Raw genomic sequence first — 26,198 nt, 5'->3', positions numbered from 1 at the left:
AAAGCACCAGCGATGTTGAAGGGAAACGAATCTCGAGCGACCGAGACACGAAAGGAATGCCTGAAGACTTTGATGCCTTCATGACACATATCACGTTCATCAAACCATAGATTGTTTCAAGGTCAAAAGCGGCCGCTTTGGTCACTATTAACTGTTGCCGAGCGCAGTTGTGGATCTCACAGAAACTTCCAGTCTTCTCGATAATTCGACGAGTCGTTTTCCCGAACCATCCGGCGACATTATGACAAATTGTTCACCTTGAATGAACAGTCAGTCAAATTGCAGCTTTTGAAATACAGCTTATGTGATGGATCAGCGTTCCCGATGGAACGTCTTCAACAGACTTATTGATGAGGTTCCAAAATGATCCGTCTTGCTACATCTGCCTTCGCCCTGTCCGTTCTCGCTGGCGCTGCTGTCGCCGAACCTGTTGCGTTCGACTTCGACAAATCCCACTCCAACCTGTCCTTCACGTACGATCACCTTGGTTACTCCACCACCGATGGCCGTTTTGGTGACTGGGATGGTACCCTTCTGATCGACAAGGAAACACCGTCCAATTCCTCAATCGAGTTCACCATTCAGATCGGCAGCCTCGATACATTCTGGGCAGACCGCGACAAGCACCTCCTGAGCGCCGACTTCTTTGACGCTGAGAAGTTCCCGGAAGCGACCTTCAAGAGCACAAGCGTTGAACAAACCGGGGAGAAGCAACTTGAAGTCACCGGCGATCTCACCATCAAAGGCATCACGAAGCCGGCGACCCTGACCGTTGATGTCAAGGCAATGGGTGAGCATCCGATGGCGAAGAAGGAATCGGTTGGTTTTGCCGTAAACACCGTGATCAAACGCTCTGACTTCGGCATGGACATGTTCGTGCCCTATGTAGGTGACGAGGTCACGATCACGTTCCACACAGAAACGCTGACGACTGCCGCAACAAACTAATCCGCGAAGATGCGGGGAGCCTTGTTGAGGCTTCCCGTTTGCCGAAGGAAACCGCCATGTATCGCAATACGCCAACCGGTTATGGCCGGATAGCCATTTTCTTTCACTGGACCATGGCCCTGCTGATAATCGGCATGCTCGCCTTCGGACTTTATCTCAAGCAGCTGCCGCAGACCGACCCGAACCTTTTTCAGTTCTACCAACTGCATAAGTCATTCGGCTTTGTCGTTCTGGCCCTTGCAGCATTCAGACTGATTTGGCGTCTGGCAAATCCTTCGCCGAAACTGCCTGCTGAAATGCCGGCTCTTGAAAAACTTGCAGCTCATCTCGGCCACATTGGGCTCTATGCCCTGATCTTCGCAATGCCGATCACAGGCTGGTTCATGGTGTCAGCATCGCCCTGGGGCATCCCGACAGTGGTGTTCAACGTTCTGCCGATCCCACACCTGCCGTATCCGGAGGCCCTTGGAACAAAAGAACAGGCCGAAACCTTTTTCATGATCCTCCATGAATACGGTGCGTATCTGTTAATCGCCCTGGTGGTTGTTCACATCGCTGCCGCACTGAAGCACCACTTCATTGCGAAGGACGACACCTTGAAGCGGATGACATCAACCGAGCCGGCCCAAAACGCGCTTAAATCACATTCTGAGAAAGCCAAAGCATGACACTGAAATCACTTGCACTCATCAGCTGCACCTTGTCTTTCCTGACCGTGCAGCCCGCGCTTGCCGCGACATGGACCGTTGACCCGGCGCAGAGCACACTTGGGTTCGAAGTCCAGCAAGGCAGCAGCGCTTTGACAGGACGATTTACCTCCTGGGACGCTTCAATCGAGTTTGACCCGGACGCGCCGGAGAACGCCGATATTTCGGCAACCATCCGTCCGGCCAGCGCCTCCACCGGCAACGCCCAGTTTGACGGGACCCTGCCGAATGGCGATTGGTTTGACACCGCCGCGTTTCCGGACGCGACCTTCACCGCCGACAGCGTCGAACGGGTGGAAGGCGACAGTTACCGGGCAAACGGAACGCTCACGATCAAGGGCGTGTCCATGCCGCTCGTCCTGGACTTTACACTGGCTATCAATGGCGACACCGCCACAGCCAATGGCGTGGCGACTTTAAACCGTATTGAATACGGCCTTGGATCCGGTGTCGGAACAGATACCGTCGGCGATGCTGTCACTGTCACGCTCAATCTGACAGCGACCCGCTGACAATTCCTCGATCAGACCAAATCATGAGACCGCGGCGCTTGGCGTTCGCGGTCTTTTTGCTTAAGAACACGCCACAGACCTTTTGCCAGGGCTGATCCGTCAGCGCCTAGCCAGATCAGGAAGGCTTTTTTGCATGAACGCGCCCGTCACCCCGCCAGACTATCAGCACAGCGCCCTCTTCCCGCAAGGCGAAGACACGACGCCCTATCGCAAGCTGAGCTCTGACCATGTTAAAACAGCCGAATTTAACGGCGAAGAAGTTTTGGTCGTCGAGCCGGAAGGCCTGCGCCTTCTTGCCGAAGAGGCTTTCAAGGACATCAACCACTTTTTGCGCCCGGGGCACCTCGAACAGCTGCAGAAGATCCTCGATGATCCGGAAGCCACTGAAAACGACAAGTTCGTCGCCTTTGATCTCTTGAAGAACGCCAACATCGCCTCCCATGGAGTCTTGCCGATGTGCCAGGACACCGGCACGGCGATCATCATGGGCAAGAAGGGCCGCCGTGTGTGGACCTCCGGCGGCGACGAGGCAGCGCTCGGTGAAGGTGCGCGCGATGCCTATTTCAAGAAGAACTTGCGCTATTCGCAGCTCGCGCCGATCTCCATGTTCGAGGAGAAAAACACCAAGAACAACATGCCGGCGCAAATCGAGCTCTATTCAGAAGGCGAGGACGCCTACAAGTTCCTGTTCATGGCCAAGGGCGGTGGATCTGCGAACAAGACCTTCCTCTTCCAGGGAACACCGTCGCTCCTGACCCACGACCGCATGATCGACTTCCTGAAGGAAAAGATCCTGACGCTCGGGACAGCGGCCTGCCCGCCCTATCACCTGGCGATCGTCATCGGCGGAACCTCAGCGGAGATGAACCTGAAGACGGCGAAATACGCGTCAGCCCGCTATCTCGACGGCCTGCCGACCGAAGGCTCGGAAGCCGGACATGCGTTCCGGGATCTCGCGATGGAGGAAGAGATCCACAAGCTGACCCAGGCAACCGGCGTTGGCGCACAGTTCGGCGGCAAATACTTCTGCCACGACGTCCGCGTGATCCGCCTCCCGCGCCACGGCGCCTCCCTGCCGATCGGTCTGGCCGTGTCCTGCTCCGCCGACCGTCAGGCCGTCGGCAAGATCACCAAGGACGGAATTTTCCTGGAACAGCTTGAAATGCATCCGGAAAAGTATCTGCCGGAAATCACCGATGATCACTTGGGCGGTGACGTCGTCGAGATTGACCTCACCAAATCGATGTCCGAGATCCTCGGGGAACTCACAAAGCATCCAATCAAGACCCGTCTCTCCCTGACCGGAACACTGATCGTTGCCCGTGATGCGGCCCACGCAAAACTGCGCGAACGGCTGGAGGCCGGCGAGCCCCTGCCCGACTACATCAAGAACCACCCGGTTTATTACGCAGGCCCCGCCAAGACCCCTGACGGCATGCCCTCCGGCTCCTTTGGGCCGACAACGGCCGGCCGCATGGACGCCTATGTAGATCAGTTCCAGGCTGCCGGTGGCTCGATGGTGATGCTGGCAAAGGGCAACCGCTCCGCTCAAGTCCGCCGCGCCTGCCAGGCCCATGGCGGGTTTTATCTCGGCTCCATCGGCGGCCCGGCAGCCCGGCTTGCCCAGGACTGCATCAAGAAGGTCGAAGTCGTCGAGTTCGAGGAACTTGGCATGGAAGCGGTCTGGAAAATCGAAGTCGAAAACTTCCCCGCCTTCATCGTCGTCGACGACAAGGGCAACGACTTCTTCAAGGAGCTGAATTTGGGGTGATGCTACCAGCATGAAGGCATGCGCGCATATTGCACAATTTAATCCAAACGGAACCCGCTGGTAAGATCGCTGGCGGGTTTAGTTTTCGATGACGCAATAGTAACTTATGAGAGTATTATGCGGAAAATACAATATATGGTATAATAATTCCTCGATACTGTGAGGGGGAATGGACCCATGTTTTTAGTGTTTAGAGCATCTCTACTCATCTTCGGTCTAGGCTTTGTATCAAGCGTTGCCATTGCCGCAGAAACAAAACAGTCTCAAGATCCAACCCTGGTCTCAACAAGGGCAGCTTTGGCAAGCGGCTGCTCGGCATCCTGCCAACCGCAAGGCAATGGGCGCGGCCCACTAACTTGTTCAGCAAGCGGTGCCGCGGCTACCTGCAGCCAACCAGCCGCCAGTCAGGCGCTTTGTACTGAGGGAAACCCTGTTACCAGCACTACAGCCTGCAATTGCTCGGGCGGTCAGGTAAGGATTGGGGGGATCAACGTGGCTGCCCTGACTTGTACTACGAGTCCGTAGGCCGACCGGCGCCGGCAACAGCGGTAATGACCTCTTTAACAACATGAATCCGGGGGTGAGGCCGGACGCATTCCAGTGCACTTCGGTGAAACCACTTTGTTCAGATAGAAACCGCAAACCGCCGGCTTACGAATTATTTCTCCACTAACCTCTGATTGTTATCGTAAAGGCGATACAAAAATTCGCTCGGAGCTTTACGTGTTGAGCCGTTCCCTTTTCAAAAAACATAAGCGCACCACGCTTCTAGGTATCTGTCTACTTTCCGTATGCGTGTTTGGTCTGTTCTTCGTGGATGCAGACAATATCCGGACCAGTTATCGGGCTCCATGGGCCGTAGAACTTCTTGGTGTAACTGGAGCCCTTTGGCTGTTTCGTGTTGCTGGGGTTCTCGTATCTTTTGGACTTGTGCTCGGTCTAAAGGCTGATTTTCGGGCAGACAAAAGAGTGGATCGCATTGTAACCCAGAGAAATTTGCTCGATAAAAGTGCGCGCCGCGATCCGTGATTTAGCGCGAGAAAATTCGTCTTTGGACAGAAAATGTTCTATCAACCAATGATATAGAACCCGAATATAGAATTGTGGCGGCCACGTTTTTGAAAACGGCTGCAGGACCGACGGAGCGGTCCTGAAGATCGATCAATATCTTAGTTGAGCTATGCGTCACGGATTGACGACAACATAAACGGTCGTTCCGTTCTCAGTTACGGCCTGATAGTACACACCACCACAATTGTAATAGGCATTGTACGGCGAGCAACCGGAGATGTTTTGCCGGCGGTTGACCCGTCGGGACGTGCGGCGGGCGGTGCGGCGTGCGGCGTTTCGTGTTGCTGTCTGCGCATCTGCTTCGCTGACTGAAATTGTAATAGGGCTTCCGGAGCGGACGTCGTCGATTTTGACTTCACCGACATAGCCGACGCAAAAGGCAGCAGCGGCAAGCGTAAGAGCTTTGGTATTCATTGGATTTTCCTTTGATCTTCAGGCCGCGCCTTGGTTCCTGGCAAGTCAGCGGCGTGTTCGTTGTGTTAGAGAAATGCGATCCGCTAGGGTTCAGTCGTTCTCAGTGGCGTTTTCGTAGGCATCATGCCGACGGTTTACTCGGCGGGATGTGCGGCGGGAGGTGCGGCGTGCAGCATTTCGTGAGGCAGTCTGCGCATCTGCTTCGCTGACTTGAAAGGTGACCGGACCACCTTGCTGGATACCGGAGAGGTCGACTTCACCGATGAAGCCGATCGAGAACGCGGCGGCGGCAAGGGTCAGGGCTTTGATGTTCATGGGTTCATTCCTTATTTGGTCAAGCCGCGGGTTCATTCCGATGGTTCGGCGGCTGGTTTCTGAGTGTTCCGGGTGAGTAATCTATGAGAGATCAGTCGTAGGAATTTTGCCGACGAGACGTACGGCGGGCTGTCCGACGTGCAGTGTTTCGTGATGCTGTTTGCGCATCTGCTTCGCTGACTTGAAAAGTGACCGGACCACCTTGCTGGATGCCGGACAGATCGACTTCACCGATGAAACCGATTGAGAAAGCGGCGGCGGCAAGGGTTAGGGCTTTGATGTTCATTTCACTGTTCCTTTGAATTTCAACCGCCCCAAAGGGCAGTCTTGTTTGTTGACACAGCGAATATGGTTGAAACTCAGAAGACGTTCTTTTGGCTTCTGGACACCTGTTTTTGTGTTTTGGCCAAAGTGACGTAACTGGGAAAAATCCAGTCCTCGGCATCCACTCTAGAACCCGTTCTCAGGAAGATACTAATTTAAATCAGCTACTTAGAAACATAGTCGCGCAACCATATTGGTCGATCCATCCTTCAAAACCGCATGTATCGCAGCCTCAGGCACGGCCGTTTGTTTGGCTTATGACACTGCAAACAAAAAAGCCCGGGCAAACCGCCCGGGCATTTTTGCTCATTGTACTCGGGTCTCAGTGTCCGGAACCAGCGAGGCCAATTCCAGCGGCCAGGCCAAGCCAGGCTTTGATCCGAATACCGACGGCCTTGATGATACCAAGAGCTTCGATCACATGAGCCGTGACACTTCCTTCCAGAGGACCTTTAAGGTGTGTCGTATACGCCTGGACAATGCAGCCGCTGCCCGGCACAAGGAGTTCCTGATGCTCCGGATAGACCAGATCAAGGTGAGCCACGATCTGACCTCGCTTTGCCCGTTCTGCCGGTTCCATCAGCCGGCCACTCGGTGTCATCTGGCCAGCGGAAATCGGTATCTGGATGCGGGTGATCCGCGCCGGCAGTACAGTATTGTTCATCGCAATGTTGAAGTTGCTTTCGCAGGCAATCTCGGCTGCCATGCCTTCATATATTTCGCGGCGTGACACCTGCGAGAAACCGGCGACAATCCGTCCGCTTTGAGATGCCGTGCGATCGGGCACAATCACCATTGCCGGGCTCATGGCAGCAGGAGTTGCACGAGCTCCAACGTTGAGTGCCAGCTGCTCAACAATCCCATCAACGAAACTGAGCACACGAGTTCTTTCCAACTCCAACTGGGCTTGTTTGAGGGAAGCTTTGGCACTTTCCAGCTGCGCCGGGATGATGGCTTCGGCCTGAACCTTTGCGGCAGAAAGTTTGCTTGTCGCGGCATCCACTTCGGCAGAACGCGTTTCGCGCTGTGATTGTGCCCGTTCGAATTGGCTGGGTTGATAGGCAGAAGATTTGCGCTGTTTCAGTTCCTGATGATCCGCAAGAGTGATTTCGGCCTGCTTCAGGGCTGCCTCTGCTGCGTCAAGGGCGGCTTCAGCTGTATCGACTTCAAAATGTGCCGCCACGATGGCTGCATTGATTTCGTCGATCTTGCGTTCCGCCAATTCGACCTTGGCCAGTTCAGACGCATTTTCGATGGAAAAGAGCGGTTCGCCGACGGTAACGTGATCGCCGCCTTTGACAAACACCTCGGTAACCGTCCCACCGGTCTCTGCAACCACTGGCACTGTCCGAAACGGGACGATGCCAGTGTAGGATTTCGGATAGTAATAAAAGACAGCGAAAAACACGATCAAGGCCAGAATAAACCACAGGAACAGCGCACGGTGAACGTTGTATAGGGTGATCGGGAGCCCCTTCCAACGCAGGTACATCACGCGCAGGACAAAGGGGAAAGAGGTGACGAGAAGCTCGATCATTGGGCTGCCTCCACATCTTCAGGCCGCCACCACAACATGAAGTCGCGCGCAATTGCGGTCAAAATAAGCGCCGCAGGGAGAAGCACGCTGAAATGGCTGAGCGCCGGCATGATTTCGAAGGCCAGTGCAACCGTCAGCATCATCGGGATTGTGGTGCGCAGTGGAGTGTTCTTGGAGCGGTGCTCCGCATAATGGTCAAAGCGCGCATAAAGATGCACGACCAGAAGAATCGCCAGAAAGAAGATGACAAGACCAACCCAAGCGTACCAGTCACTCTCGCCGGGCGGGACCCACCATCTTGGCTCGGCGCTTGCCGCGGCTGCTTGTGTGGTCATGGCGCCGAACACTGCAAGGCCCGGCAGAAGTTGTTTTTTCACGATGTATGTCCTTTGCTTCAACTCACAAAGCCGCCCCCCTTGGGCAGCATCGTCGGGTTACGCCGGACATTTGGGGCAGGTAACCGATCCGTTCTTTTGCCATCTGGCCAACGGTTTTTTCATTTTGGACAATTACGAAGAAACCCTGATTCATCCCCTGAGTCGCAAGGAGCAGCAGACGTGCCACGCATTAGCGCCTATCGTTTGAAACATCTTGGCCGGATCTATGCCAAGGAGCCCGCCGTATCGATGCCATTCGAGATGGTCTTGAGTCAGGTCGGGATCGATCCCGGAGTGCTGACCGATCCTGACGCAAAGATAGAGCTGACTGCCGAGGCGCTGGCCGTGCAACACACCTGCCACGTGCTTGGCGACCCAACGTTCGCCGCCCGCGCTGGCCTTGCAACAGAAGGCGCAAAAACGCTCGTTGCCTATTTGGCAAGAGCCAGCGAGACGGTCCGGCAGGTTTTAGAATTTGCACAGAAGTACTATGCGCTTGAAGATTCAGACCTGCAGTTCAGACTTAAGATCTCAGAAGAAGGTCCGGTTGTTGCGCTTCAAAGCAACGTTCTGGCGGGGCACCAGGCGCCGCGCCACCGAGAGCTTCTGGTTTGCGGAATGTATATGCGGATCCGTCAGATTGCTGGTCCCGAGTTTGGCCCGCTTGCCCTGCTCTTTGAGGAAAACGATCCTGAACACTGCAAGGCACTTTGCGAACATGTGGACTGCAAGGTGCTTTGCGGGCAACCGGTAAGCGGCGTCCGGCTGCCTGTAGGCGGGCTGGACTACCCGATCCCCACCGCTGACACGGCTCTGCTCGACCACCTCATGGCCCATGGCGATGCCCGGCTAGAAAAGGTACCACAGGAGACCTCCAGCCTGTCCTCAAGGGTCATGAACCTTGTGAAATCGCGCCTACCCGGCCATTTGCCAAGCGGCGATGAAGTCGCCGAAGAACTCTGTATGACCCGCCGCACGCTCACGCGGCATCTGGCGGCCGAGGGGACAAACTACAAATCGCTCGCGGAAGCCGCCAGAAGCGATATGGCCAAGCAAATGCTCCTGAGTGAAAGCAGTATCGCACAGGTTGCCTTCCTGCTCGACTTTGGTGATCAGGCGGCCTTCTCAGTCGCCTTCAAACGCTGGACCGGAACGACACCTGCGCAATTCAAGAGGACCAACGGATAACTTGTGACAGAAGACAGCTCGGATTTTCTTGCAGTATTATTTGAGCTCCAACGTTTTAATGCCGTTAGATACACGGCCTCAAAGAACCCCACTATCAATTACCCGAACTCTGGCAATTGACAGAGATGAACGGCCGAAAATCGTTGGCATCTGGAAGGTTTCAGAGAGTTTCCCGGCGCGAATTGAACCAAGGTTACAGACGAGCGCTTCGACCCGGTTAAGCGTAAATTTCACAGGATTGAGAACCGCCAGACATCAACGCATCCTAGGTCAGATTGCGATCGATGAGGTGCGCCGTGCGACGACCGATTTACGCATTGTGGTTCCGCCCCCGCCCAGATGCGGAGCCATCTGAAAAAACGGACGGAAAAGAGCTCGCGGCCCGCATGGAGCGGTTCTCCGTCGCCACTTTCCCTTTTTATCTGATGCTCTCCTTAAGCGCGGTCCTGGCAACGTTGGGCCTGGTTGCCAACAGCACCGCAACAGTGATTGGAGCAATGATCATTGCGCCCCTGATGGCGCCCATTCTGAGCCTCGCATTTGGCATAGCGACCTACAACTGGGCGCTGATCAGACGTTCGGCTGTCACCGTTCTGGCCGGAACAGTGTGTGTGGTGACGATCGGGTATCTCGGGGTGATGGCTATTGGCGCCCGGATCGTAGGACCGGAGATTCTTGCAAGAACCAGCCCGTCGATGATTGATCTCGCCGTTGCCCTCGCTGCGGGCTGCGCTGGCGCCTATGCGCAAACCCGGCCCAGCATCGCCGATTCCATTGCCGGGGTCGCGATCGCGGTTGCCCTTGTCCCTCCCCTTGCTGTTGCCGGAATTGGCCTGGCCTTGGGCAGCAAGGCAAGCTCTGAGATCGGTCTGCGTCTCGACGAGTTCGGTTTGCAGGATGCGGGCATCGATGTCGCAGCTGGAGGGGCTCTGCTGTTCTTAACGAACCTTGCTGGCATCATTATCGTCGCCGCACTGGTGTTTCTTTTGCAGAACTATGGCCAGAGGAAGAAGGGTCTCGCCTTACTGATCGTTGCGTCACTTGGCGGCTACTTCCTTGTGCCTCCGCTCAACACGGCCTTGCACGAAATCTATGTCAAAAACCGTCTCTTGCGGCTGGTGAACAAAAATCTGGAACGGGAACCCACCTTTGGTTCCAAAGGCACCGAGGTGCGGATCCAAACTGTCAATGTAGGCTATCGCAACGACCATTTGTTCATCCGGGTCGACCTTCTGGCCGACCGCAAAAAGCTGGCGCAAGCACAAGAGAATCTGGAACGTTTCAGTGCCCAGCTGGCAAAGGACATTGGCGAAGACGTCCTTATAGAGGTCGACATCGGCGCCATAGATGTCATGCGCTTGCGTGCGCTCGGCCGCGGGAGTTGATGTTTCCGCGCCAAAACCACGCGCATGCCCCGACTGACCCGCGCGGCACAGCACGACCATCAATCCTGATCTTCAGTGTCGGATTTCAACGTCTCACCTGAAGTTTCGGCGTCCGTCCGCTTTAACGGTTTCAGCGCCACACACATTTGCCGGATGTGAGATGTTCTTTTGCCGCCGTACTGTGCCATGATGTCCTCCCAAAGATCTTCAGTTCAACTGAAATAAGACTACCCAAGGCGTGTCCTTCATGACGTGATGGTCGTCACATCCGGGCGGAGTAGGACCTTCCGGTCCATTCCGGTTTTGATGTGAGACAGGTCATTTACTCAGACAACCGGTCTTGCAAGATGTCACCTGCCCGGCCACAACTCGTTCATTGCCAAACCTTGCTGGATGCACCGATGACCCAACCCGTTGATGCTGCAGACCGCCGCGCGATCCGCCCGGTGATTTGTTATCCGAACGATACCCTGCCTGCCCCTGACCTGACGCTTTATGGAAAGGCGCGAGAAGGTGCGGAAAAGATTGGCGAGGTGACGGTGCCTCCGCGAGAAGCCGCGAGCATTGAAATCCCGGTAGGATGTTTTTTGAAGATTACGTCGATTGAGGGCCCACAGGTTGGCGACCTCAATCTCTTCAACAGTGCTGATCTCAGCGAACGGTTTTATTCCGGCAAGACGCGCGCACTCCATGGCACGCATGTGACCACTGGGGACCGGCTCTGGTCGAACTTCCCGACCCTACGCCCGCTGGCAACCGTCACCACCGATACCCTCGACTGGTATGGCATCGACGAATTCGGCGGCTCGGTGCATGATGTGATCGGAACGCGATGCGACCCCTATACCGGCCGTGCGCTTGGCGGTCCTGATTATCACCATTGCTGCCATTCCAATTTGACCCGTGCGCTCGCTCAGACCAAAGGCATGAGCCTGGAAGAAGCCGAAAACCACGTCCATGATGTGCTGAATGTCTTCATGTGCACCGGTTTTACCCGCGACACCGGTCAGTACTTCATGAAGGCCAGCCCAGTCCGGCCAGGCGACTATCTTGAGTTTTTTGCCGAAATCGGATTGCTCGCCGTCATGAGCGCCTGTCCGGGCGGCGATTGCGGGTCAGAACATTCGAGTGACACCGCGCCCTGTCATCCAATGCTCATGGAAGTCTTCAAGCCGCTCGATGGCCGTCTGGATGGATGGCAATCGCCTGAAATCAATCCGTATGATCGCACCCACGGGCTCTGACGCATGGGATTTGATTGGAAATTTTACTAAAGCGGCGGCAAAGTGTGTTCTGGATCACCAAAAAGAGTGACGGCAAAGACTAACTTATGCGTGTGCTGCCGGTTTGGACTGTACTGGCGCGCATGAATTGTTGCCGATGAGGCACAAATGTCGGTCGAAATACACCGATCACAGATACGTGAGATGAAAGACGCGCCTCGATTCCGCCAATAGTGTTAACGGTACGGCAAGAACGTCATTTTATCTTTGAGGAATGGATTCGCCTCTCCGTCAGGAGGCTGGGTGTCTACGGGGATATGTTATGAAAAAACTGTTTTATTTGGTTTTGGCACTCGCGATCAGCGCGATCATGTTCGAAACCCCTGCCAGTGCGCAAGGAACCTACTTCGATCCGGTGAGCAAACGCTGGCTCACCATGAAATACCATCCAGGCGGGCCTTCCCCGATCAAGCGCAAGCGCGTGCGTTATGACGGTCCTTACAGCCCGGGCACCATTGTCATCGACACGTCCGAGCGCCGCCTTTACCATGTTCTGGGCAATGGCCGCGCCATGAAATACGGCGTGGGTGTCGGCAAAGACGGTTTCCAGTGGGCCGGGACACACCGCGTGACCCGCAAGGCTGAATGGCCGAGCTGGACACCGCCGGCGCAGATGCGGGCCCGCGAGCGTGCCAAGGGCCGGATCCTTCCGGCGCACATGAAGGGTGGCCCGAACAACCCGATGGGTGCACGCGCGCTCTACATCGGCAACACCTTGTATCGTATCCACGGGACCACGGAACCGTGGACGATCGGCTCAGCGGTCTCTTCCGGGTGCATCCGGATGGCGAATGAGGATGTCATCCATCTTTACAAAAGCGTGGATGTCGGCGCGAAAATCATTGTGAAGCGCTGATCCGTCAGCCACATGTCATCAAGAAAAGGCCGGGACATCCCGGCCTTTTTTATTGGCGAATAGCCTGGTCAATCAGCACCTTTGCCGCCGCGTGTGCATCGCGGGCCGGTGTTTGGGAGTACCCCATGCGCGCTGCAACGATGGCGCCCTCAATCAAAAGCATCAACTGGCGGCCCAGCTGATCCGGCAAATCTGCTCCGGCGGCCTTGGCCAATCCAATCAAGTCGTTGAGCAGGAGCCGTTTGTGTTCGCGGGCCTGCGCCGGGATCGCCGCTTCGCCGTCAGAGAACTCCGAGGCTGCCTTGATGAACAAGCAGCCGTGAAAATCCGGCTGGTCGAACCACTCCTGCAACAGTTCGAAAACCGCCAACAGTTGCTGATCCGGCGCGCCTGAGAACCGGTCAAGTTTCCGGTGCATCCAGTTACGGAACGTCTCATCCCGAAGCCGCAAGGTCGCCAGGATCAGTTCATCCTTGTTCCGGAAGTGCTTGAACATCGTTGTCTTGCTGATGCCGGTCTCAGCCACAAGCGCATCCATGCCGGTTGCCTGAAATCCATCCCGATCGAAAATCTCTTGGGCTTTATGAACCAGTTCGTCGCGTTTACTCGGGCGCATACCCACTCCTATATGTACTGATCAGTATATATATTACGATTGATATTCTGTTCAATTCAATTTTTAGGATTCGATATTTATGGCTTATTTTCAGATACTTATACATATTTTGATGAATTTAAAACGATCCAACTCGAAAAATATGTCCAATTCCCCTTGAATTAATGAACAGATCAGTACATTTACAGCTCATCAAAGTGAACAGAACGGTACATTTACTGATTGGAGACCTGTCATGGCACGCGCATTGTCAACCATTGCCTTTACCCCGGCTGTTCGGGCGCGGCAAACGGAAGAAGGTTCCCGGGAGGCTTACGCCCCGCTCGATCTTCCGGAGGCGGACAGCGGCGATCGGCTGGGCCCAGCAGAAGCTGCCTTCATCTCCGAACGTGATGGCTTCTATCAGGCGACCGTCTCCGAGACCGGTTGGCCCTACGTTCAGTTTCGTGGTGGACCACGCGGGTTCTTGAAGGTTATGGATGAAAAGACACTGGCCTATGCGGATTTTCGCGGCAACCGGCAATACATCAGCTCCGGCAACCTCAAAGAAAATGACCGTGTATCCCTGATCCTGATGGATTACCCCAATCGCCGCCGCCTGAAAGTCTGGGCGCGGGCCCGGCAGATTGATGCCAAGGACGATCCGAACCTGATCGCCGCTTTGCGCGAAGACCGATATCGCGGCCTGCCCGAACGCGCCGTCGTCCTGACGATCGAAGCCCTCGACTGGAACTGTCCGCAGCACATTCCGAAGCGCTACACGCTGGAAGAACTCGCGCCGGACATTCTGGCCCTTCAAAACCGTATTGCAGACCTCGAAGCGGAAAACGTGGAACTCAAAGACTTCCTGAAACCCGCAACCTAAGCCTGACGCCGGCAGTTTCCGGCGACTCACTAAAAACGGAGAATTCCCATGTCGCTGATTACCAGAACCCTTTCGGCTGCCTTGTTGGCAGCGGCCTTGACCATACCAATTGCGTCATCCAACGCCTCGGAGCGCGCCTCCGCGTTTGAGACCAGGTTTGGATACGAAACGATCGACGGTCTGCGAATTGCTTATCGTGAGGCCGGTGATCCCGCCAATCCGACTGTGCTGCTGCTGCACGGCTTTCCGACCTCGTCGCACATGTTCCGCAACCTGATTCCGGACCTTGCAGCGGACTATCACGTGATCGCACCTGACTTTCAGGGATTTGGCGCGTCCGACATGCCGTCCGCTGAAACCTACGATTATACGTTCGACAACCTGGCCGGTACGGTCGATGCGCTTCTGGAACGCAAGAACATTGAGAATTATGCGCTCTACCTGATGGACTACGGCGCACCCGTGGGCTACCGGCTGTTTGCCGATGCCCCTGACAGGGTGACGGGTTTCATCATTCAAAACGGCAACGCTTATGAAGAAGGCCTGCCGGAGTTTTGGGATCCCATTCGGGCCTACTGGGCCGATCCTTCAGAGGAAAATGCCGCCCCCCTGCGCGGGTTCCTCGCGATCGAAGGCACCAAATGGCAATTCACCCACGGAACCAGAAACCCGGACGCCATCAGCCCGGACAATTATTGGCACGTACAATACCTTTTGGATCGCCCGGGAAATGCCGAGGTTCAACTGGAGCTGTTCTATGATTACCGGACCAATCTGACGCTCTATCCGGAATGGCAGGCTTTGTTCCGCGAGCATCAGCCGCCTGCCCTCGTGGTCTGGGGCAGGAAAGATCAGATTTTCCCGGCGGAAGGCGCCCACCCCTATCGGCAGGACCTGACCAATGTCGAGTTCCATCTTCTCGACACTGGCCACTTTGCCCTTGAAGAAGACGGGGCTTTCATAGCAGACGAAATTCGGGATTTCCTGGAACGCGAAGTCAACCCGTAACCAAACAGAGGCGGCGCGGTGAAAACCGCGCTGCCCATTTGCCGGTGTTCGATTGTCTATGGGGCAGGTACGATCTGCACTTCACCACCATGCAAAAAACACCCTAAGTCGAACCTGGAGAAATCACATGGATTCGGCTGGCGAACATCACCAAAATCGGGCAACTTTCTGCCGGAGTTTTCAAAGTCACGATCTATCTGCGCCAAGAAAACCATCTTACAGCCGCTGCTTTTTACGAACCGCGTTAGGACATGCAACTGCTCGTCCAGTGGCGGTGTCGTCCGGCTTTGGTCCAGGAGTTGAAGATAATCAATTAGGACAAGCGAGCAGCCTGGCGCTTGCTGCAGGCGGGCAACAATATGGTTGGCACAAATCTGGTCAGATACATCAATGATGGGATGCCGTGGTGACTGATTGCCACTCTCCCATAAGTGCGCAAATTCAGCCCGGATCTGATCCTCGGTGTAGTCCAGGGAAAATACGACGACTGGTCCACCTGCAACTGCCGCCCGGGCAACTAGCTTCAAGCCGAGCTTGGTCTTGCCCTGTCGAGGCCTGCCCCCGACGAGCAATGTATGCCCGGGGCGCATTTGATTAAGAACTTGGATATGCAGCGGATCAGTTTTGTATCGGTTTGCTAGAAGGCTCCAGTTTCGAAATCCTTCGTGTTGTGCGACCCGGTCCAGTGCCCTGTGAAGAGGAAGGCCCTCGTCTCGTACCAACTGATGAGCACGCTTTTTTAGACGGAAAATCGGAGTCGATAAGGTATCCATGTCATGACCTCCTGAAGCCATGCCAAATGCAATCCCTCCTCATGCAGCGCATGTTCAGTCGATCTAGAATGGGTCCGGCTCTGCAGGCTTACTGCTGCTCCATTGGAGGGGGACGGCGCGAGCCTCGCCTGGAGAACATCATACCCGATTCCCCCTTTGCATGTCACCGAACAACAGTTTGCAGCAACGCGTACGAATTACCGGCTGAGGCCCTTCTCACCGAGCTCCTGCAAGTACCCGCCCCAGTACTTTGACCGGTCCGTTGCCAGTTCCAGGAGATAAGTCCAGCTGAAAATACCGGAATTGTGCATGTCGTCGAAGTGAATGCGGACGGCGTAATTGCCCACTGGATCAATCTTCATGATCCCGACGTTTTTCTTGCCAGGGACGGTTTTCTTTTGCGACGGAGCGTGACCTTTCACCTCGGCCGACGGTGAACACACCCGCAGATATTCCGCACTCAATTCGTGCTGCTCCCCATCGTTGAAAGCAACGGTCAAGGTTTTGCGATCCTTGGAAACCCTGAGTTCAGTCGGCCAGGGGGCAGAAGAGTCAGTCATTTTGTCTGTGTCCGGTTAGGCAGAATTTGGTGGCGCGACGATACCGGGCGAATTCAACGGGTCAAGCTGCATCTTTTCCCGCTGATTTCACATCCTCATAGCCGTCGAGCGCAGCTTGGCGGGCCTTGCCATGGTCAACGATCGGATACGGGTAGGTTTCTCCAAGCCGGACGCCCGCCTCGCTCAAAACGCTTGCCGGGGCCTCGAAGGGCGAAAACAGGTGTTTTGTCGGCAGCTTGGCCAATTCCGGCACCCAGCGGCGCACGTATTTGCCGTCCGGGTCGAATTTCGGTCCCTGCGAAATCGGATTGAAGATCCGGAAATATGGTGCCGCATCTGCCCCGGAACCGGCGACCCACTGCCAGCTTGCTGAGTTGTTGGCAAGATCCGCATCGACCAGCGTGTCGCGGAACCAGGCTTCGCCGTGCTTCCAGTGGAGACGGAGATGCTTGACCAGGAAACTGCCAGCCAGCATTCGCACACGATTGTGCATGTAGCCCGTGTGCCAGAGTTCGCGCATCCCGGCATCCACCATCGGATAACCAGTCAATCCCGTTTGCCATTTCTTCAGATCCTCCTCGCTCTCCCGCCAGGGGTAAGCGTCGAAGGCAGGCCGCCAATTTTTCTCCGGCAGTTGCGGGTAATGGTAGAGGAGATGATAGGAGAACTCGCGCCAGGCGATTTCCGACAGGAATTTGTGCCCGTCACTGGAAAGGCTGGATTTGCGGGCGGTTGCATGCTGCGTTGCCGACCACACTTGCTTTGGCGAGATATCGCCGAAATGAAGGTGTGGCGAAAGGCGCGAGACATTCGGCAGGTCCGGCCGGTTGCGCTTGTCACCATAGCCTGACAATCCGTGGTCCAGAAATTCGATCAGGCGGTCTTTGGCACCGGCTGCTCCAGGCTGCCAGATGTCTTCCCAGCCTTCAGCCCAGTTCGGCTTCGTCGGCAGCAATTCCAGGTCGGACAGGTTATCCCCTCGATCATAAGCAGTGAAGTTGATCTCCGCCGGGGCAGGCAATGGATCGGGCACGCTGATTTTTTGAGCCGCTTTCCAGAACGGCGAATACACCTTGTAGGGGCCGCCGGTTTTTGTTTCGACATCCCAGGGCTCAAACAGCAATGACGCCTTGAAACTCTTGGCATCGATCAGGTCGGTTTTCAGGGACTCTTTCAGCGCACTGTCGCGTTCGATCGCATGGGGCTCATAACAGCGGTTCCAGTAGACGGCATCAGCGCCGGTCTCTTGAACGAGTTCCGGGATCAGATGCCGTGCGCTGCCGCGCAGAAAGACAAGACCCGGGAGGTCTTCCTTCAGCGCGGCCAGGCTGTGATGCAGCCACCACCGGCTGGCGCCGCCCAAGGGATGTTCATCGCCTGATTGATCCGGTGTTTCAAGAATATAGACCGGCAATACCGGGCCCCGCCGGGTTGCTTCATGAAGGGCCGGATTGTCGGAAACGCGCAAGTCCTGCCGGAACCAAACGATTGTAGTCATAACGCCTCTTTAATGTGTCTCTTTCCTACGCGGCCGCCCCTCTTCAGATCATTTTTCAATGACTTTAAAGGCACATGCTCCCAAAAATTGGACGACTGACCACATCACTTGATTTAGTGCGATTTCGTATTATATAGTACGATATCGCATCATATAGGAGCCTTCCATGTCAGTTTCCCGCCGCAAAACGCTCGCCCTACTTGGAGGTGGTCTTATTGTTGCCGCCACCGCATCGGCCGGTACATTTCTCGCTACCCGCACTCCAGAAAAGGCGCTCAAACCGTGGAGCAACGCCGGCGGATACGAAGATCCACGGCTGTTTGCCCTGTCTTACGCCTTGCTGGCACCAAACCCGCATAACCGGCAGCCCTGGCTGATCGAGTTGACTGACAAGAACGCCTTCCGGCTGCACAGAGATCCGGCGCGGGATCTCCCTCACACCGACCCTTACCACCGGCAGATCTTCATCGGTCTCGGCTGTTTCCTGGAGCAAATGGCCATTGCTGCAAGGCCCAAAGGCTTTTCGGCAGAGATTTCACTCTTTCCAGAGGGAGCTGATGGTCCAGTCGCGGATGTTGTGTTGGTAGAGAGAGCGGACTCAGATCCATTGGGCGCACACATGATGAGCCGGCGGTCCTGCAAGGAGCCGTTCCAGGACACGCCCGTCACTGCTGCCATGACGGCGGACCTTAAAACCTATGGCACTGTTTGGACAAATCCGGCGGATGTCGAAACCATCAAAGACCTGACCTGGCAGGCCTGGTTGACGGAAATGAACACCCACCGGACCTTGAAGGAAAGCGTTGACTTGATGCGCTTCGGCAAGGAGGAAATCAATGCAAATCCGGACGGCATTGATCTCGGCGGTCCGTTCCTGGAAAGCCTGATGGTGGCAGGTCTTCTAACCAAGGACAGCCAGCTGGACCCGGAGTCCACAGGATTTCAGGAAGGCGTGAAGATGTACCAGGCAATGCTCCATGCAACGCCCGCCTATATCAGCCTGACAACGCCGGCAAACACACGGCCCGATCAAATAGAGGCTGGCCGCCGCTGGCTAAGGCTCAACCTGGAAACGACACGTCTTGGACTGGCCCTTCACCCGGTGAGCCAGGCGCTGCAGGAGTTTGACGAAATGGCCCCGCATCATGCCGAAGCGCACCGCCTGCTTGCCAAACCGGGAGAAACTGTTCAGATGCTTGGACGATTGGGATTCGGGCCGCAAACCGCCCGCACGCCGCGCTGGCCCCTTGAAACACGGATGATGAATGGATAACGCGTCCCGCCATACGCTGTTCAGTTTTTTCAATGAAATCGGCATTATTGCCCAACTGAGCCGGGCTGCGATGGAAGCCCGGCTGCCGAAGGGCCTGACCCTGCCCCACTTCAGTGTGATCAACCACCTGATACGGGTAAAAGACGGTCAAACGCCCCTGGCACTTGCCAAGGCATTTCAGGTTCCCAAGACGACAATGACCCACACGCTGAGCGGCTTGCTGGATCACGGCTTGGTTGACATGCGCCCAAACCCAAAAGACGGCCGCAGCAAAACAGTCTGGCTTACCGAAGCCGGGCGTCAGTTTCGCGAGACGGCCATCCGCTCGATTGATCCGGACATGTCGGCGATAAAATCGGCAATCCCGGAGGAAAAAATCGCCGAAATACTGCCGATTCTCGCGGAAGTTCGCAGTTTCATGGATGCGTATCGCGACGAGAATTGAGGGCCCCTGGCGACTTGCAGAGCTCGCGCGCGATTGACAAAACTACACTATCGAGTTTACCCATAGTCCGGAACTGAACTGTTTGACTCCGGTTTTGTTTGAAAACATGCCGGTTTGTTCCATATGATGCAGGAGCGGGCGAAGACCCGTCGTCGAAGACAATTCTGAGGGAGAGCGGAACGTGACAGACGGCAATATCGTGGTTTCGAAACCGGCGGCACCAGAGACATCTGCAAGGCCCAAACCGATGATCGATCCCTTTGGCCGCGCCGTTTCCTATCTCCGGGTATCCGTCACTGACCGCTGTGATTTTAGGTGTGTGTACTGCATGGCAGAAGACATGACGTTCCTGCCAAAACGCGAAGTTCTCAGCCTCGAAGAGCTGGACCGCCTGTGCACCGCCTTCATCGAAAAAGGTGTCCGCAAGCTGCGCCTGACAGGCGGTGAACCGCTGGTGCGCAAAAACATCATGAGCCTGATCCGCAGCCTCGGGCGGCATCTGGACAGTGGCGCTCTGGAAGAGCTGACGCTCACCACCAACGGATCCCAGCTCGCCCGCTTTGCGCATGAGCTTTATGATTGCGGCGTTCGCCGCATCAATGTTTCCATCGACACGCTGGATCCGCAGAAATTCAAGGCGGTCACCCGCTGGGGCGATCTTGCCAAAGTCATGGACGGCATCCGCGTCGCCAAGGAAGCCGGGCTTGCTATCAAGATCAACATGGTCGCGCTCAAACAAGTGAATGAGCATGAAATTGAGAGCATGATGACCTGGTGCCATGAGCATGGGTATGATCTCACAATGATCGAAACCATGCCGCTCGGCGAGATCAACGAAGATCGCACCGATCAGTATCTGCCGCTCTCCACCGTGCGCCAGCGCCTGTCCGAACGCTTCACCCTGATGGACATCCCTTACAAAACCGGTGGGCCGGCGCGCTATGTCACGGTTGAGGAAACCGGCGGCCGCCTCGGCTTCATCACCCCAATGACTCACAATTTCTGCGAAAGCTGCAACCGGGTCCGCGTGACCTGCACCGGCCAGCTTTACATGTGCCTTGGTCAGGATGACATGGCGGACCTGCGAGCGCCTTTACGGGCATCTGAAGGCAATGAGCTGCTGAGTGCCGCAATTGACGAGGCCATTGGACGCAAGCCAAAGGGGCACGACTTTGTCATTGACCGGGAGCGTAATCAGCCCGCTGTTTCCCGGCACATGAGCGTCACGGGCGGGTAATCACCGACCTACGTCTTTCCAAGACGACACCAAGCGCAAAGCAGCACAAAACGTGTTGCGCGGCAGATCGACCGCCGTAGCTTGAGTGAACGCGCTTCAGGTCTATCGTTCACCGGTCTTCATATTGTGTGTCCTGGCGCTCGCCGAGGAAAACGGCGAGCACACACGCCAGTCCGAAAACGCCTCCGACAACCATGACCAGGATCATCGGCATCTCACCGCCCCCGGCAATGTCTGCCGAGAACATATAGGCGACGGCACTCGAGACCAGCGCACCGGCGCCAACCTGAAGAAAACTGAGCATTCCGGACGCCGTGCCGGCAAGATCAGGGCGGATGCTCACAGCTCCGGAGATGGCGCTTGGAATGCCAAGCCCATTGCCCAGACCGATGAAAAACATCGGCATGAAAAACAGCGGCCCGGTAAGGCTGTCCGTCAAGGTTCCAACGACAAGAAGCGACACCCCAAAGACACCGGTGATCACACCGAGCGCGATCATCCGGGCAATCCCTGCACGAGCTGCAATCCGGCCGGTGATGAAGTTCCCGATGATATAGCCGATCGAGACCACCATCAGATAAAGGCCTATTTCCGCAGGAGCCATATTGAACACACCGGCGGCGACAAACGGGGCGCCGCCGAGATAGGCAAAGTACAGCCAGGCCATAAAGGTCGATGCCCCGCAGAACACCCAGAACATCTTTTCCTTAAACAGATCCGCATAGCCCTGCCCGATCTGCTTCAGACTGACCGCTTTTTTGTGCTGATTGGTCTCAGGAAGGAAAAGCCAGGCGCAAATCGTAACGCCGATCCCAAAAATCAGCATCAACACAAAACCACCACGCCAACCGTAATGCGCGTCGAGAAACCCGCCGATCGCGGGCCCGATGGTCGGCGCGACTGCCATGCCCATTGCAACATAACCGATCATGCTGGCTGCTTTGTCGCGTCCGTAGACGTCCCGGACGATGGCACGGGCCAGAACGAGACCGGCACCGCCGCCGATCGCTTGAACAATCCGGGCAGCTATCAGGGCCTCAACCGTCGGCGCCATCAAACACAACACGCTGCCGATGACGAACAGCACCATTCCGGCTACAATAACGGGGCGCCTGCCGAACTGGTCCGAGATCGGCCCCAAAAAAATCTGCGCGACGGCGATAGCGATGAAATAAAAAGCTAGAGTGAGCTGAATCTCAGCTGCGGTGGCCGAGAATGCGCTCATCATGCCGTCGACCGATGGCAGATAGATGTTCATCGCAAAGGGAGACAATGTCGAAATGCCCATAAGCATGACAACAAACGCGATCCGTTTGGGTTCCCGGGTTGTATGCGCAGTCAGATCTGAGGCCATTTGAAATTGTTCTTTTCGCTGAACGCAGACCTTAAAAAGGCGTGCTCAAAAAATCAATCTTATTAATTGAAAGCAGCGCCAACTATCGCAATAGTTGCGCATCACCTTGTATCCGCTGCGCCAGCTTTACGTTCCCGGAAAAAGCTGTAGGTGCCGGACGCGATGACGATGGCGATGCCTACCAATGTGATTCCATCCGGGACATCGCCCCACACAAGGTAGCCCAGCAAAATTGCCCAGACGACAATGGTGTACCGGAAGGGCGCAACAACGGCGATGTCCCCGAACCGCATCGCCAGAATAATGAAGACGTACCCAGCCAGGACAAAAACAGCCGCCCCGCCGAGATAGCCGTATTCCACCAAAGACAGATCCGTCCAGCCGGATTGCACCGTCAACATAGTGCCAAGCAGCGTCACGGCAACAAAACTCACCAAAGCGACACCGAGGGTCGGGACATCTTTGGGCAACTGACGGGTTGCAAGATCCCGCAGGGCCATGCAGCCAACTCCGGCCAGAGCCAAAAGAGAGAACGCATTGAAGCCGTCCAACCCGGGCCGGATAATCAACAACACGCCGATCAGACCGACAAGGATCGCGCTCCATCGCCGCCACCCAACCGCGTCTTTTAGGAAAACCGCTGCCGCCGCTGTTACCACGAGCGGCAACACCTGAAGGATCGCGGTCGCGTTGGCGATCGGCAACTGGAAGAGCGCCGTCAAATAGAGCATGGTGGCTGCTGTCTCTGCGAGTGCCCGAACCAGGACCGCTGGATGCGCCAAAACACGCGCATTGTGAAACAACCCGGTTACAGCACCGGCAACGCCCAGCGCTGCGATGCAGATCAAGCCACGCACAAGAATAATCTGTCCGAGCGGCAACGCGTCGGAAGCCATCTTGACCAGCGTGTCGTTCAAGATGAAGCCGGCCATAGCGATCAGCATCGCAGCGATCGCCCGGCTGTTGCCCGGATGGTCCATAAAGATGCCTTTAAACGAAATTCGGGCAGGAACATCGCCCCTGCCCGATCCAAACTAAACTATGCGCTGACTATTCAAAAACAATCGCGGGAGCGGCGCGATCGGCACCGTCCGTCCCGCCTTCGATACCGGCCATCACTTTGCCGGCGATCTCTTTGTAGATTTGCGCAGACTGACTTTCCGGATCAGACACAACAATTGGCGTACCAGCATCGGATGTCTCCCGGATTTTCATGGCCAACGGCACCTCGCCAAGGAACGGTACACCCAAACGCTCAGCATCTGCTCGCGCACCGCCGTGACCGAAGATATCATGGCGGCTGCCGCAATCCGGGCAGAGGAAGTAGCTCATGTTTTCAACAATGCCGAGGACGGGCACGTCGACCTTCTTGAACATGGCGAGCCCCTTGCGGGCGTCAATCAAGGCAAGATCCTGCGGGGTGGAAACAATCACGGCCCCGGCCAGCGGCACTTGTTGGGCCATAGTGAGCTGTGCATCACCAGTTCCCGGGGGCATATCCACGACAAGAACGTCAAGCTCGCCCCAGGCAACTTCGCGCAGCATCTGAGTGAGCGCGGAGATCACCATCGGACCGCGCCAGATCATCGGGGTTTCTTCTTCCACCATGAAGCCCATGGACATCACCTTGACGCCATAGCCTTCCAATGGCTTGAGCATGCGACCGGACAAGGCCTCCGGGCGTCCGGAGACGTTGAAAAGCCGCGGCACGGACGGCCCATAGATGTCGGCATCGAGAACACCGACCTTCAAACCATTTGCGGCCATGCCCAGCGCGAGGTTCGCAGTTGTGGTCGATTTGCCAACTCCGCCCTTTCCGGACGCAACAGCCACAATGTGTTTGATTCCCGGGACACCCGGTTTGGCAGAGGCTTGTTCTTCCTGCGGCGGTTTCGGCGTCCGCGGCGCTGGCGCAGGCTGCGGCGGACGTACCGGGGCACTTCCGGGCGCGCGCTCTGCAGTGAGGGCAACCATGGCGTTTTCAACACCATCGACTTCCTTGACGACTTTCTCGGCCGCCTGACGCAAGGGTTCCAATTCCTGAGCCCGCGCAGCTGGAACTGTAATCGAAAAAGCGACACGGCCATCGGACACGAAGACGTCTGAAACCAGTCCAAGCGAGATGATATCGCCCTCTAGGTCAGGCCCTTTGATCTGGCGCAGCCGGTCCATCACGGCGTTTTTTATGGTTTCACTCATCTATGCGTCCTGTCGGTCTCAGGTGATCGCAGCGCTCCTCCGCTGAGGTGCCATATCGGCCCAAAATCACCTTATTGTATGATTTTCACCTTTTAAGGTGATTTCCTCCTGTTTCTTAGGGTTGATGATTGCGCGTTACAAGGTGTGTTGAGCGCTCAACATTGTCCCCCTTGCGCAGAGAGGACAATGTTGTCCTTGACCCTTCCCCAGGCAGTCCGGATAGTTTCTGCTCTTTCACCTGAACAACCACTTTTCGAGAAAACCTATGACCACCTGCCTGATTACCGCCATCAATCGCGGAATTGGACGCGAACTTGTCGCCGCCGCTCTTGCCAAAGGCTGGACTGTTTATGGGTCCGTGAGGTCAGAAGAGGCCGCCCGCGAAATCACTGAGGCCTTTGAAGGCAAAGTCATGCCTCTTGTTTTCGACGTTACCGATCACAAGGCTGTGGAAGCAGCTGCCGACGCGCTCGACGCCCCTATCGATGTCCTGATCAACAACGCAGGCATTATCGGCCCCGATCGGCAAAGCCCGCTTGATACGGACTATGACGGCTTTCACGAAACACTGGCAATCAACACGCTTGGGCCACTTGCCGTCAGCCAATCCTTTCTAGCTCACATCCTGAAAGACAAACCCGGCACAATCATCACGGTCTCCAGCCAGATGTCCTGGATGGGCTATCGCAAGTCCGACCGTATTGCCTACCGCGCATCCAAGGCGGCTGTGAACAAGGTGATGCAAGGTTTGGCAACAGAGCTCGAAGACGAAGGTGTTCCAGTTGCCTTGATCGATCCGGGCTGGGTCCGCACCGACATGGGCGGACCGGAGGCCGACAATTGTCCAGCCGATGTCGCTACCGGCATTCTGAACCTAAGTGAAACCCTCACGTTGAAAGACACCGGCAAGTTCTTCAAATGGAGCGGCGAAGAACGGCCCTTCTGATAGACAACCAACGCACCAACAAATTGGCGGATCATTCGATGTCCTGGCCCCCACCAATTACCTTGACCGGTACATATGTCTCACTCGTTCCTCTCAGCCTTGAGCACGCGGACGATCTTTCAGAAGCCTCGGCTGAAGGGGATCTATGGAAGGCCTGGTATACGAGCATTCCGAAGCCTGCAGACGTTCGGGCAGAAATAGAGCGGCGCCTGGGATTGCAGGATGCCGGCTCGATGTTGCCCTTTGCGGTTCTCACACCGGATGGCAAGGCGGTCGGGATGACCACTTACATGAACATCGACCCTGTTCACGAACGGGTCGAGATTGGCTCCACCTGGTATCGCAAATCCGTTCAAAGAACCGGTCTCAACACCGAGTGTAAGTTGATGCTGCTCACGCATGCATTTGAAGAGCTGGACTGTATAGCGGTGGAGTTCCGGACCCACTTCCTGAACCGCCAGAGCCGGACAGCCATCGAGCGGCTCGGTGCACGGCTTGATGGCGTCTTGCGGTCCCATCAAAGATCCGCAGATGGCGCGCTGAGAGATACGGCTGTCTATTCGATTCTTCCACACGAATGGCCAGCGGTTAAGAACGGCCTAATGTTCAAGCTGTCACGGGACATCTGAGCCGCTTGCACACAAGAAGATCAGCCAATGTATTTGTGCACAGGTTTCTTGACGCTGTTCTTTTGAACCAACAGCACCGGAATCAGCAGACCCAAGTGAGGACCTGT

General features: G+C 55.9%; 28 protein-coding genes. 15 read left to right on the top strand and 13 right to left on the bottom strand.

The annotated features are described in order from the left end of the window. Nucleotides 1-363 precede the first annotated feature (363 nt). The 4 genes from SADFL11_RS04135 (at nucleotide 364) to SADFL11_RS04120 (ending at nucleotide 3,938) form a co-directional block, all read left to right on the top strand. Entirely contained in the window at nucleotides 364-948 is a 585-nt protein-coding gene (locus SADFL11_RS04135) for a YceI family protein (RefSeq protein WP_008189928.1), read from the top strand. Nucleotides 949-1,004: 56 nt separating this feature from the next. Further along, nucleotides 1,005-1,616: a cytochrome b gene (locus SADFL11_RS04130; protein ID WP_040450663.1), complete on the top strand. Its 612-nt coding sequence runs from the start codon at nucleotides 1,005-1,007 to the stop codon at nucleotides 1,614-1,616. Beyond that, nucleotides 1,613-2,167, top strand: a complete 555-nt coding sequence (locus tag SADFL11_RS04125; RefSeq protein WP_008189311.1) for a YceI family protein — start codon at nucleotides 1,613-1,615, stop codon at nucleotides 2,165-2,167. Before SADFL11_RS04130 ends, SADFL11_RS04125 begins: the two co-directional genes overlap by 4 nt. Nucleotides 2,168-2,300: 133 nt before the next feature. Further along, nucleotides 2,301-3,938: a fumarate hydratase gene (locus SADFL11_RS04120; RefSeq protein ID WP_008192229.1), complete on the top strand. Its 1,638-nt coding sequence runs from the start codon at nucleotides 2,301-2,303 to the stop codon at nucleotides 3,936-3,938. A 1,185-nt stretch (nucleotides 3,939-5,123) separates the two neighbouring features. On the opposite strand, the gene SADFL11_RS04115 is transcribed toward SADFL11_RS04120, so the two are convergent. From SADFL11_RS04115 to SADFL11_RS25195, 5 genes are all read right to left on the bottom strand, one after another. Next, complete coding sequence (locus tag SADFL11_RS04115; RefSeq protein ID WP_008197122.1) at nucleotides 5,124-5,423, bottom strand: hypothetical protein; 300 nt, start codon at nucleotides 5,421-5,423, stop codon at nucleotides 5,124-5,126. A 90-nt stretch (nucleotides 5,424-5,513) separates the two neighbouring features. Continuing rightward, a complete protein-coding gene (locus tag SADFL11_RS04110) occupies nucleotides 5,514-5,738 on the bottom strand; it encodes a hypothetical protein (protein WP_008195969.1) in 225 nt (74 codons plus the stop codon). A gap of 91 nt (nucleotides 5,739-5,829) precedes the next feature. Further along, nucleotides 5,830-6,024: a hypothetical protein gene (locus SADFL11_RS04105; protein ID WP_008189491.1), complete on the bottom strand. Its 195-nt coding sequence runs from the start codon at nucleotides 6,022-6,024 to the stop codon at nucleotides 5,830-5,832. Nucleotides 6,025-6,384: 360 nt separating this feature from the next. Beyond that, the gene (locus SADFL11_RS04100) at nucleotides 6,385-7,599 is read right to left on the bottom strand and encodes an HlyD family secretion protein (RefSeq protein ID WP_008191355.1); all 1,215 of its coding nucleotides are present in this window, start codon (nucleotides 7,597-7,599) and stop codon (nucleotides 6,385-6,387) included. Next, entirely contained in the window at nucleotides 7,596-7,976 is a 381-nt protein-coding gene (locus tag SADFL11_RS25195) for a hypothetical protein (RefSeq protein WP_040450666.1), read from the bottom strand. Before SADFL11_RS25195 ends, SADFL11_RS04100 begins: the two co-directional genes overlap by 4 nt. A 180-nt stretch (nucleotides 7,977-8,156) precedes the next feature. Here SADFL11_RS25195 and SADFL11_RS04095 point away from each other — a divergent pair, with 180 nt between their 5' ends. Beyond that, nucleotides 8,157-9,164 (top strand): AraC family transcriptional regulator, encoded by a 1,008-nt coding sequence (locus SADFL11_RS04095; protein ID WP_167578950.1) that lies wholly within the window; start codon nucleotides 8,157-8,159, stop codon nucleotides 9,162-9,164. A 296-nt stretch (nucleotides 9,165-9,460) separates the two neighbouring features. Next, on the top strand, nucleotides 9,461-10,549 hold the full coding sequence (locus SADFL11_RS04090) for a DUF389 domain-containing protein (RefSeq protein WP_167578949.1): 1,089 nt from the start codon (nucleotides 9,461-9,463) through the stop codon (nucleotides 10,547-10,549). Nucleotides 10,550-10,608: 59 nt separating this feature from the next. On the opposite strand, the gene SADFL11_RS25695 is transcribed toward SADFL11_RS04090, so the two are convergent. After that, entirely contained in the window at nucleotides 10,609-10,737 is a 129-nt protein-coding gene (locus SADFL11_RS25695) for a hypothetical protein (RefSeq protein WP_008196064.1), read from the bottom strand. A 213-nt stretch (nucleotides 10,738-10,950) separates the two neighbouring features. On the opposite strand from SADFL11_RS25695, the gene SADFL11_RS04085 reads away from it, so the two are divergent. Both SADFL11_RS04085 and SADFL11_RS04080 read left to right on the top strand, forming a co-directional pair. Beyond that, nucleotides 10,951-11,793, top strand: coding sequence for an urea carboxylase-associated family protein (locus tag SADFL11_RS04085; RefSeq protein WP_040452119.1), 843 nt, complete (start codon nucleotides 10,951-10,953; stop codon nucleotides 11,791-11,793). A 301-nt stretch (nucleotides 11,794-12,094) separates the two neighbouring features. Then, nucleotides 12,095-12,688, top strand: a complete 594-nt coding sequence (locus SADFL11_RS04080; RefSeq protein ID WP_008190704.1) for a L,D-transpeptidase — start codon at nucleotides 12,095-12,097, stop codon at nucleotides 12,686-12,688. Nucleotides 12,689-12,737: 49 nt separating this feature from the next. Here SADFL11_RS04080 and SADFL11_RS04075 read toward each other — a convergent pair whose 3' ends face one another. Then, nucleotides 12,738-13,304 (bottom strand): TetR/AcrR family transcriptional regulator, encoded by a 567-nt coding sequence (locus SADFL11_RS04075; RefSeq protein ID WP_008196933.1) that lies wholly within the window; start codon nucleotides 13,302-13,304, stop codon nucleotides 12,738-12,740. 235 nt (nucleotides 13,305-13,539) lie between these two features. Here SADFL11_RS04075 and SADFL11_RS04070 point away from each other — a divergent pair, with 235 nt between their 5' ends. Both SADFL11_RS04070 and SADFL11_RS04065 read left to right on the top strand, forming a co-directional pair. Then, a complete protein-coding gene (locus SADFL11_RS04070) occupies nucleotides 13,540-14,169 on the top strand; it encodes a pyridoxamine 5'-phosphate oxidase family protein (protein ID WP_008194077.1) in 630 nt (209 codons plus the stop codon). Nucleotides 14,170-14,217: 48 nt separating this feature from the next. After that, a complete protein-coding gene (locus SADFL11_RS04065) occupies nucleotides 14,218-15,177 on the top strand; it encodes an alpha/beta fold hydrolase (protein ID WP_008193400.1) in 960 nt (319 codons plus the stop codon). 56 nt (nucleotides 15,178-15,233) lie between these two features. Here the strand turns inward: SADFL11_RS04065 and SADFL11_RS04060 are convergent, their stop codons facing one another. The 3 genes from SADFL11_RS04060 to SADFL11_RS04050 form a co-directional block, all read right to left on the bottom strand. Next, nucleotides 15,234-15,950 (bottom strand): DNA helicase, encoded by a 717-nt coding sequence (locus SADFL11_RS04060; RefSeq protein ID WP_040450668.1) that lies wholly within the window; start codon nucleotides 15,948-15,950, stop codon nucleotides 15,234-15,236. A gap of 197 nt (nucleotides 15,951-16,147) precedes the next feature. After that, on the bottom strand, nucleotides 16,148-16,510 hold the full coding sequence (locus SADFL11_RS04055) for a gamma-butyrobetaine hydroxylase family protein (RefSeq protein WP_008192003.1): 363 nt from the start codon (nucleotides 16,508-16,510) through the stop codon (nucleotides 16,148-16,150). A 61-nt stretch (nucleotides 16,511-16,571) separates the two neighbouring features. Further along, nucleotides 16,572-18,008 (bottom strand): cryptochrome/photolyase family protein, encoded by a 1,437-nt coding sequence (locus tag SADFL11_RS04050; RefSeq protein WP_008196250.1) that lies wholly within the window; start codon nucleotides 18,006-18,008, stop codon nucleotides 16,572-16,574. 166 nt (nucleotides 18,009-18,174) lie between these two features. Here SADFL11_RS04050 and SADFL11_RS04045 point away from each other — a divergent pair, with 166 nt between their 5' ends. The 3 genes from SADFL11_RS04045 (at nucleotide 18,175) to moaA (ending at nucleotide 20,963) form a co-directional block, all read left to right on the top strand. Beyond that, nucleotides 18,175-19,281 carry an Acg family FMN-binding oxidoreductase gene (locus SADFL11_RS04045; protein WP_008196568.1) on the top strand — a complete coding sequence of 369 codons (1,107 nt, stop codon included), beginning with the start codon at nucleotides 18,175-18,177 and terminating at the stop codon, nucleotides 19,279-19,281. Beyond that, nucleotides 19,274-19,726: a MarR family winged helix-turn-helix transcriptional regulator gene (locus tag SADFL11_RS04040; protein ID WP_008190876.1), complete on the top strand. Its 453-nt coding sequence runs from the start codon at nucleotides 19,274-19,276 to the stop codon at nucleotides 19,724-19,726. Before SADFL11_RS04045 ends, SADFL11_RS04040 begins: the two co-directional genes overlap by 8 nt. A 247-nt stretch (nucleotides 19,727-19,973) precedes the next feature. Continuing rightward, complete coding sequence (moaA, locus tag SADFL11_RS04035; protein ID WP_209002829.1) at nucleotides 19,974-20,963, top strand: GTP 3',8-cyclase MoaA; 990 nt, start codon at nucleotides 19,974-19,976, stop codon at nucleotides 20,961-20,963. Nucleotides 20,964-21,072: 109 nt separating this feature from the next. On the opposite strand, the gene SADFL11_RS04030 is transcribed toward moaA, so the two are convergent. The 3 genes from SADFL11_RS04030 to apbC form a co-directional block, all read right to left on the bottom strand. Continuing rightward, complete coding sequence (locus SADFL11_RS04030) at nucleotides 21,073-22,317, bottom strand: multidrug effflux MFS transporter (RefSeq protein ID WP_008194570.1); 1,245 nt, start codon at nucleotides 22,315-22,317, stop codon at nucleotides 21,073-21,075. 101 nt (nucleotides 22,318-22,418) lie between these two features. Beyond that, nucleotides 22,419-23,297 carry a DMT family transporter gene (locus SADFL11_RS04025; protein ID WP_008194701.1) on the bottom strand — a complete coding sequence of 293 codons (879 nt, stop codon included), beginning with the start codon at nucleotides 23,295-23,297 and terminating at the stop codon, nucleotides 22,419-22,421. Nucleotides 23,298-23,367: 70 nt separating this feature from the next. Next, nucleotides 23,368-24,516, bottom strand: a complete 1,149-nt coding sequence (apbC, locus tag SADFL11_RS04020) for an iron-sulfur cluster carrier protein ApbC (protein ID WP_008194018.1) — start codon at nucleotides 24,514-24,516, stop codon at nucleotides 23,368-23,370. A gap of 265 nt (nucleotides 24,517-24,781) precedes the next feature. Here apbC and SADFL11_RS04015 point away from each other — a divergent pair, with 265 nt between their 5' ends. Together SADFL11_RS04015 and SADFL11_RS04010 are read left to right on the top strand one after the other, a co-directional pair. Further along, on the top strand, nucleotides 24,782-25,462 hold the full coding sequence (locus tag SADFL11_RS04015) for an SDR family oxidoreductase (RefSeq protein WP_008196220.1): 681 nt from the start codon (nucleotides 24,782-24,784) through the stop codon (nucleotides 25,460-25,462). A gap of 38 nt (nucleotides 25,463-25,500) precedes the next feature. Beyond that, complete coding sequence (locus SADFL11_RS04010; RefSeq protein ID WP_040452122.1) at nucleotides 25,501-26,091, top strand: GNAT family N-acetyltransferase; 591 nt, start codon at nucleotides 25,501-25,503, stop codon at nucleotides 26,089-26,091. The last annotated feature ends 107 nt before the right edge of the window (nucleotides 26,092-26,198 follow it).

Source organism: Roseibium alexandrii DFL-11, from assembly GCF_000158095.2.
Taxonomy (GTDB): domain Bacteria; phylum Pseudomonadota; class Alphaproteobacteria; order Rhizobiales; family Stappiaceae; genus Roseibium; species Roseibium alexandrii.
This window is presented reverse-complemented; position numbering and strand designations above follow the sequence as displayed.

Excerpts from the sequence above, each read along its gene's own strand:
- SADFL11_RS04135 (WP_008189928.1), top strand. The coding sequence starts at position 364 with ATGATCCGTCTTGCTACATCTGCCTTCGCCCTGTCCGTTCTCGCTGGC.
- SADFL11_RS04130 (WP_040450663.1), top strand. The coding sequence starts at position 1,005 with ATGTATCGCAATACGCCAACCGGTTATGGCCGGATAGCCATTTTCTTT.
- SADFL11_RS04125 (WP_008189311.1), top strand. The coding sequence starts at position 1,613 with ATGACACTGAAATCACTTGCACTCATCAGCTGCACCTTGTCTTTCCTG.
- SADFL11_RS04120 (WP_008192229.1), top strand. The coding sequence starts at position 2,301 with ATGAACGCGCCCGTCACCCCGCCAGACTATCAGCACAGCGCCCTCTTC.
- SADFL11_RS04115 (WP_008197122.1), bottom strand. The coding sequence starts at position 5,423 with ATGAATACCAAAGCTCTTACGCTTGCCGCTGCTGCCTTTTGCGTCGGC.
- SADFL11_RS04110 (WP_008195969.1), bottom strand. The coding sequence starts at position 5,738 with ATGAACATCAAAGCCCTGACCCTTGCCGCCGCCGCGTTCTCGATCGGC.
- SADFL11_RS04105 (WP_008189491.1), bottom strand. The coding sequence starts at position 6,024 with ATGAACATCAAAGCCCTAACCCTTGCCGCCGCCGCTTTCTCAATCGGT.
- SADFL11_RS04100 (WP_008191355.1), bottom strand. The coding sequence starts at position 7,599 with ATGATCGAGCTTCTCGTCACCTCTTTCCCCTTTGTCCTGCGCGTGATG.
- SADFL11_RS25695 (WP_008196064.1), bottom strand. The coding sequence starts at position 10,737 with ATGGCACAGTACGGCGGCAAAAGAACATCTCACATCCGGCAAATGTGT.
- SADFL11_RS04085 (WP_040452119.1), top strand. The coding sequence starts at position 10,951 with ATGACCCAACCCGTTGATGCTGCAGACCGCCGCGCGATCCGCCCGGTG.
- SADFL11_RS04080 (WP_008190704.1), top strand. The coding sequence starts at position 12,095 with ATGAAAAAACTGTTTTATTTGGTTTTGGCACTCGCGATCAGCGCGATC.
- SADFL11_RS04075 (WP_008196933.1), bottom strand. The coding sequence starts at position 13,304 with ATGCGCCCGAGTAAACGCGACGAACTGGTTCATAAAGCCCAAGAGATT.
- SADFL11_RS04070 (WP_008194077.1), top strand. The coding sequence starts at position 13,540 with ATGGCACGCGCATTGTCAACCATTGCCTTTACCCCGGCTGTTCGGGCG.
- SADFL11_RS04065 (WP_008193400.1), top strand. The coding sequence starts at position 14,218 with ATGTCGCTGATTACCAGAACCCTTTCGGCTGCCTTGTTGGCAGCGGCC.
- SADFL11_RS04060 (WP_040450668.1), bottom strand. The coding sequence starts at position 15,950 with ATGGATACCTTATCGACTCCGATTTTCCGTCTAAAAAAGCGTGCTCAT.
- SADFL11_RS04055 (WP_008192003.1), bottom strand. The coding sequence starts at position 16,510 with ATGACTGACTCTTCTGCCCCCTGGCCGACTGAACTCAGGGTTTCCAAG.
- SADFL11_RS04050 (WP_008196250.1), bottom strand. The coding sequence starts at position 18,008 with ATGACTACAATCGTTTGGTTCCGGCAGGACTTGCGCGTTTCCGACAAT.
- SADFL11_RS04045 (WP_008196568.1), top strand. The coding sequence starts at position 18,175 with ATGTCAGTTTCCCGCCGCAAAACGCTCGCCCTACTTGGAGGTGGTCTT.
- SADFL11_RS04040 (WP_008190876.1), top strand. The coding sequence starts at position 19,274 with ATGGATAACGCGTCCCGCCATACGCTGTTCAGTTTTTTCAATGAAATC.
- moaA (WP_209002829.1), top strand. The coding sequence starts at position 19,974 with ATGATCGATCCCTTTGGCCGCGCCGTTTCCTATCTCCGGGTATCCGTC.
- SADFL11_RS04030 (WP_008194570.1), bottom strand. The coding sequence starts at position 22,317 with ATGGCCTCAGATCTGACTGCGCATACAACCCGGGAACCCAAACGGATC.
- SADFL11_RS04025 (WP_008194701.1), bottom strand. The coding sequence starts at position 23,297 with ATGGACCATCCGGGCAACAGCCGGGCGATCGCTGCGATGCTGATCGCT.
- apbC (WP_008194018.1), bottom strand. The coding sequence starts at position 24,516 with ATGAGTGAAACCATAAAAAACGCCGTGATGGACCGGCTGCGCCAGATC.
- SADFL11_RS04015 (WP_008196220.1), top strand. The coding sequence starts at position 24,782 with ATGACCACCTGCCTGATTACCGCCATCAATCGCGGAATTGGACGCGAA.
- SADFL11_RS04010 (WP_040452122.1), top strand. The coding sequence starts at position 25,501 with ATGTCCTGGCCCCCACCAATTACCTTGACCGGTACATATGTCTCACTC.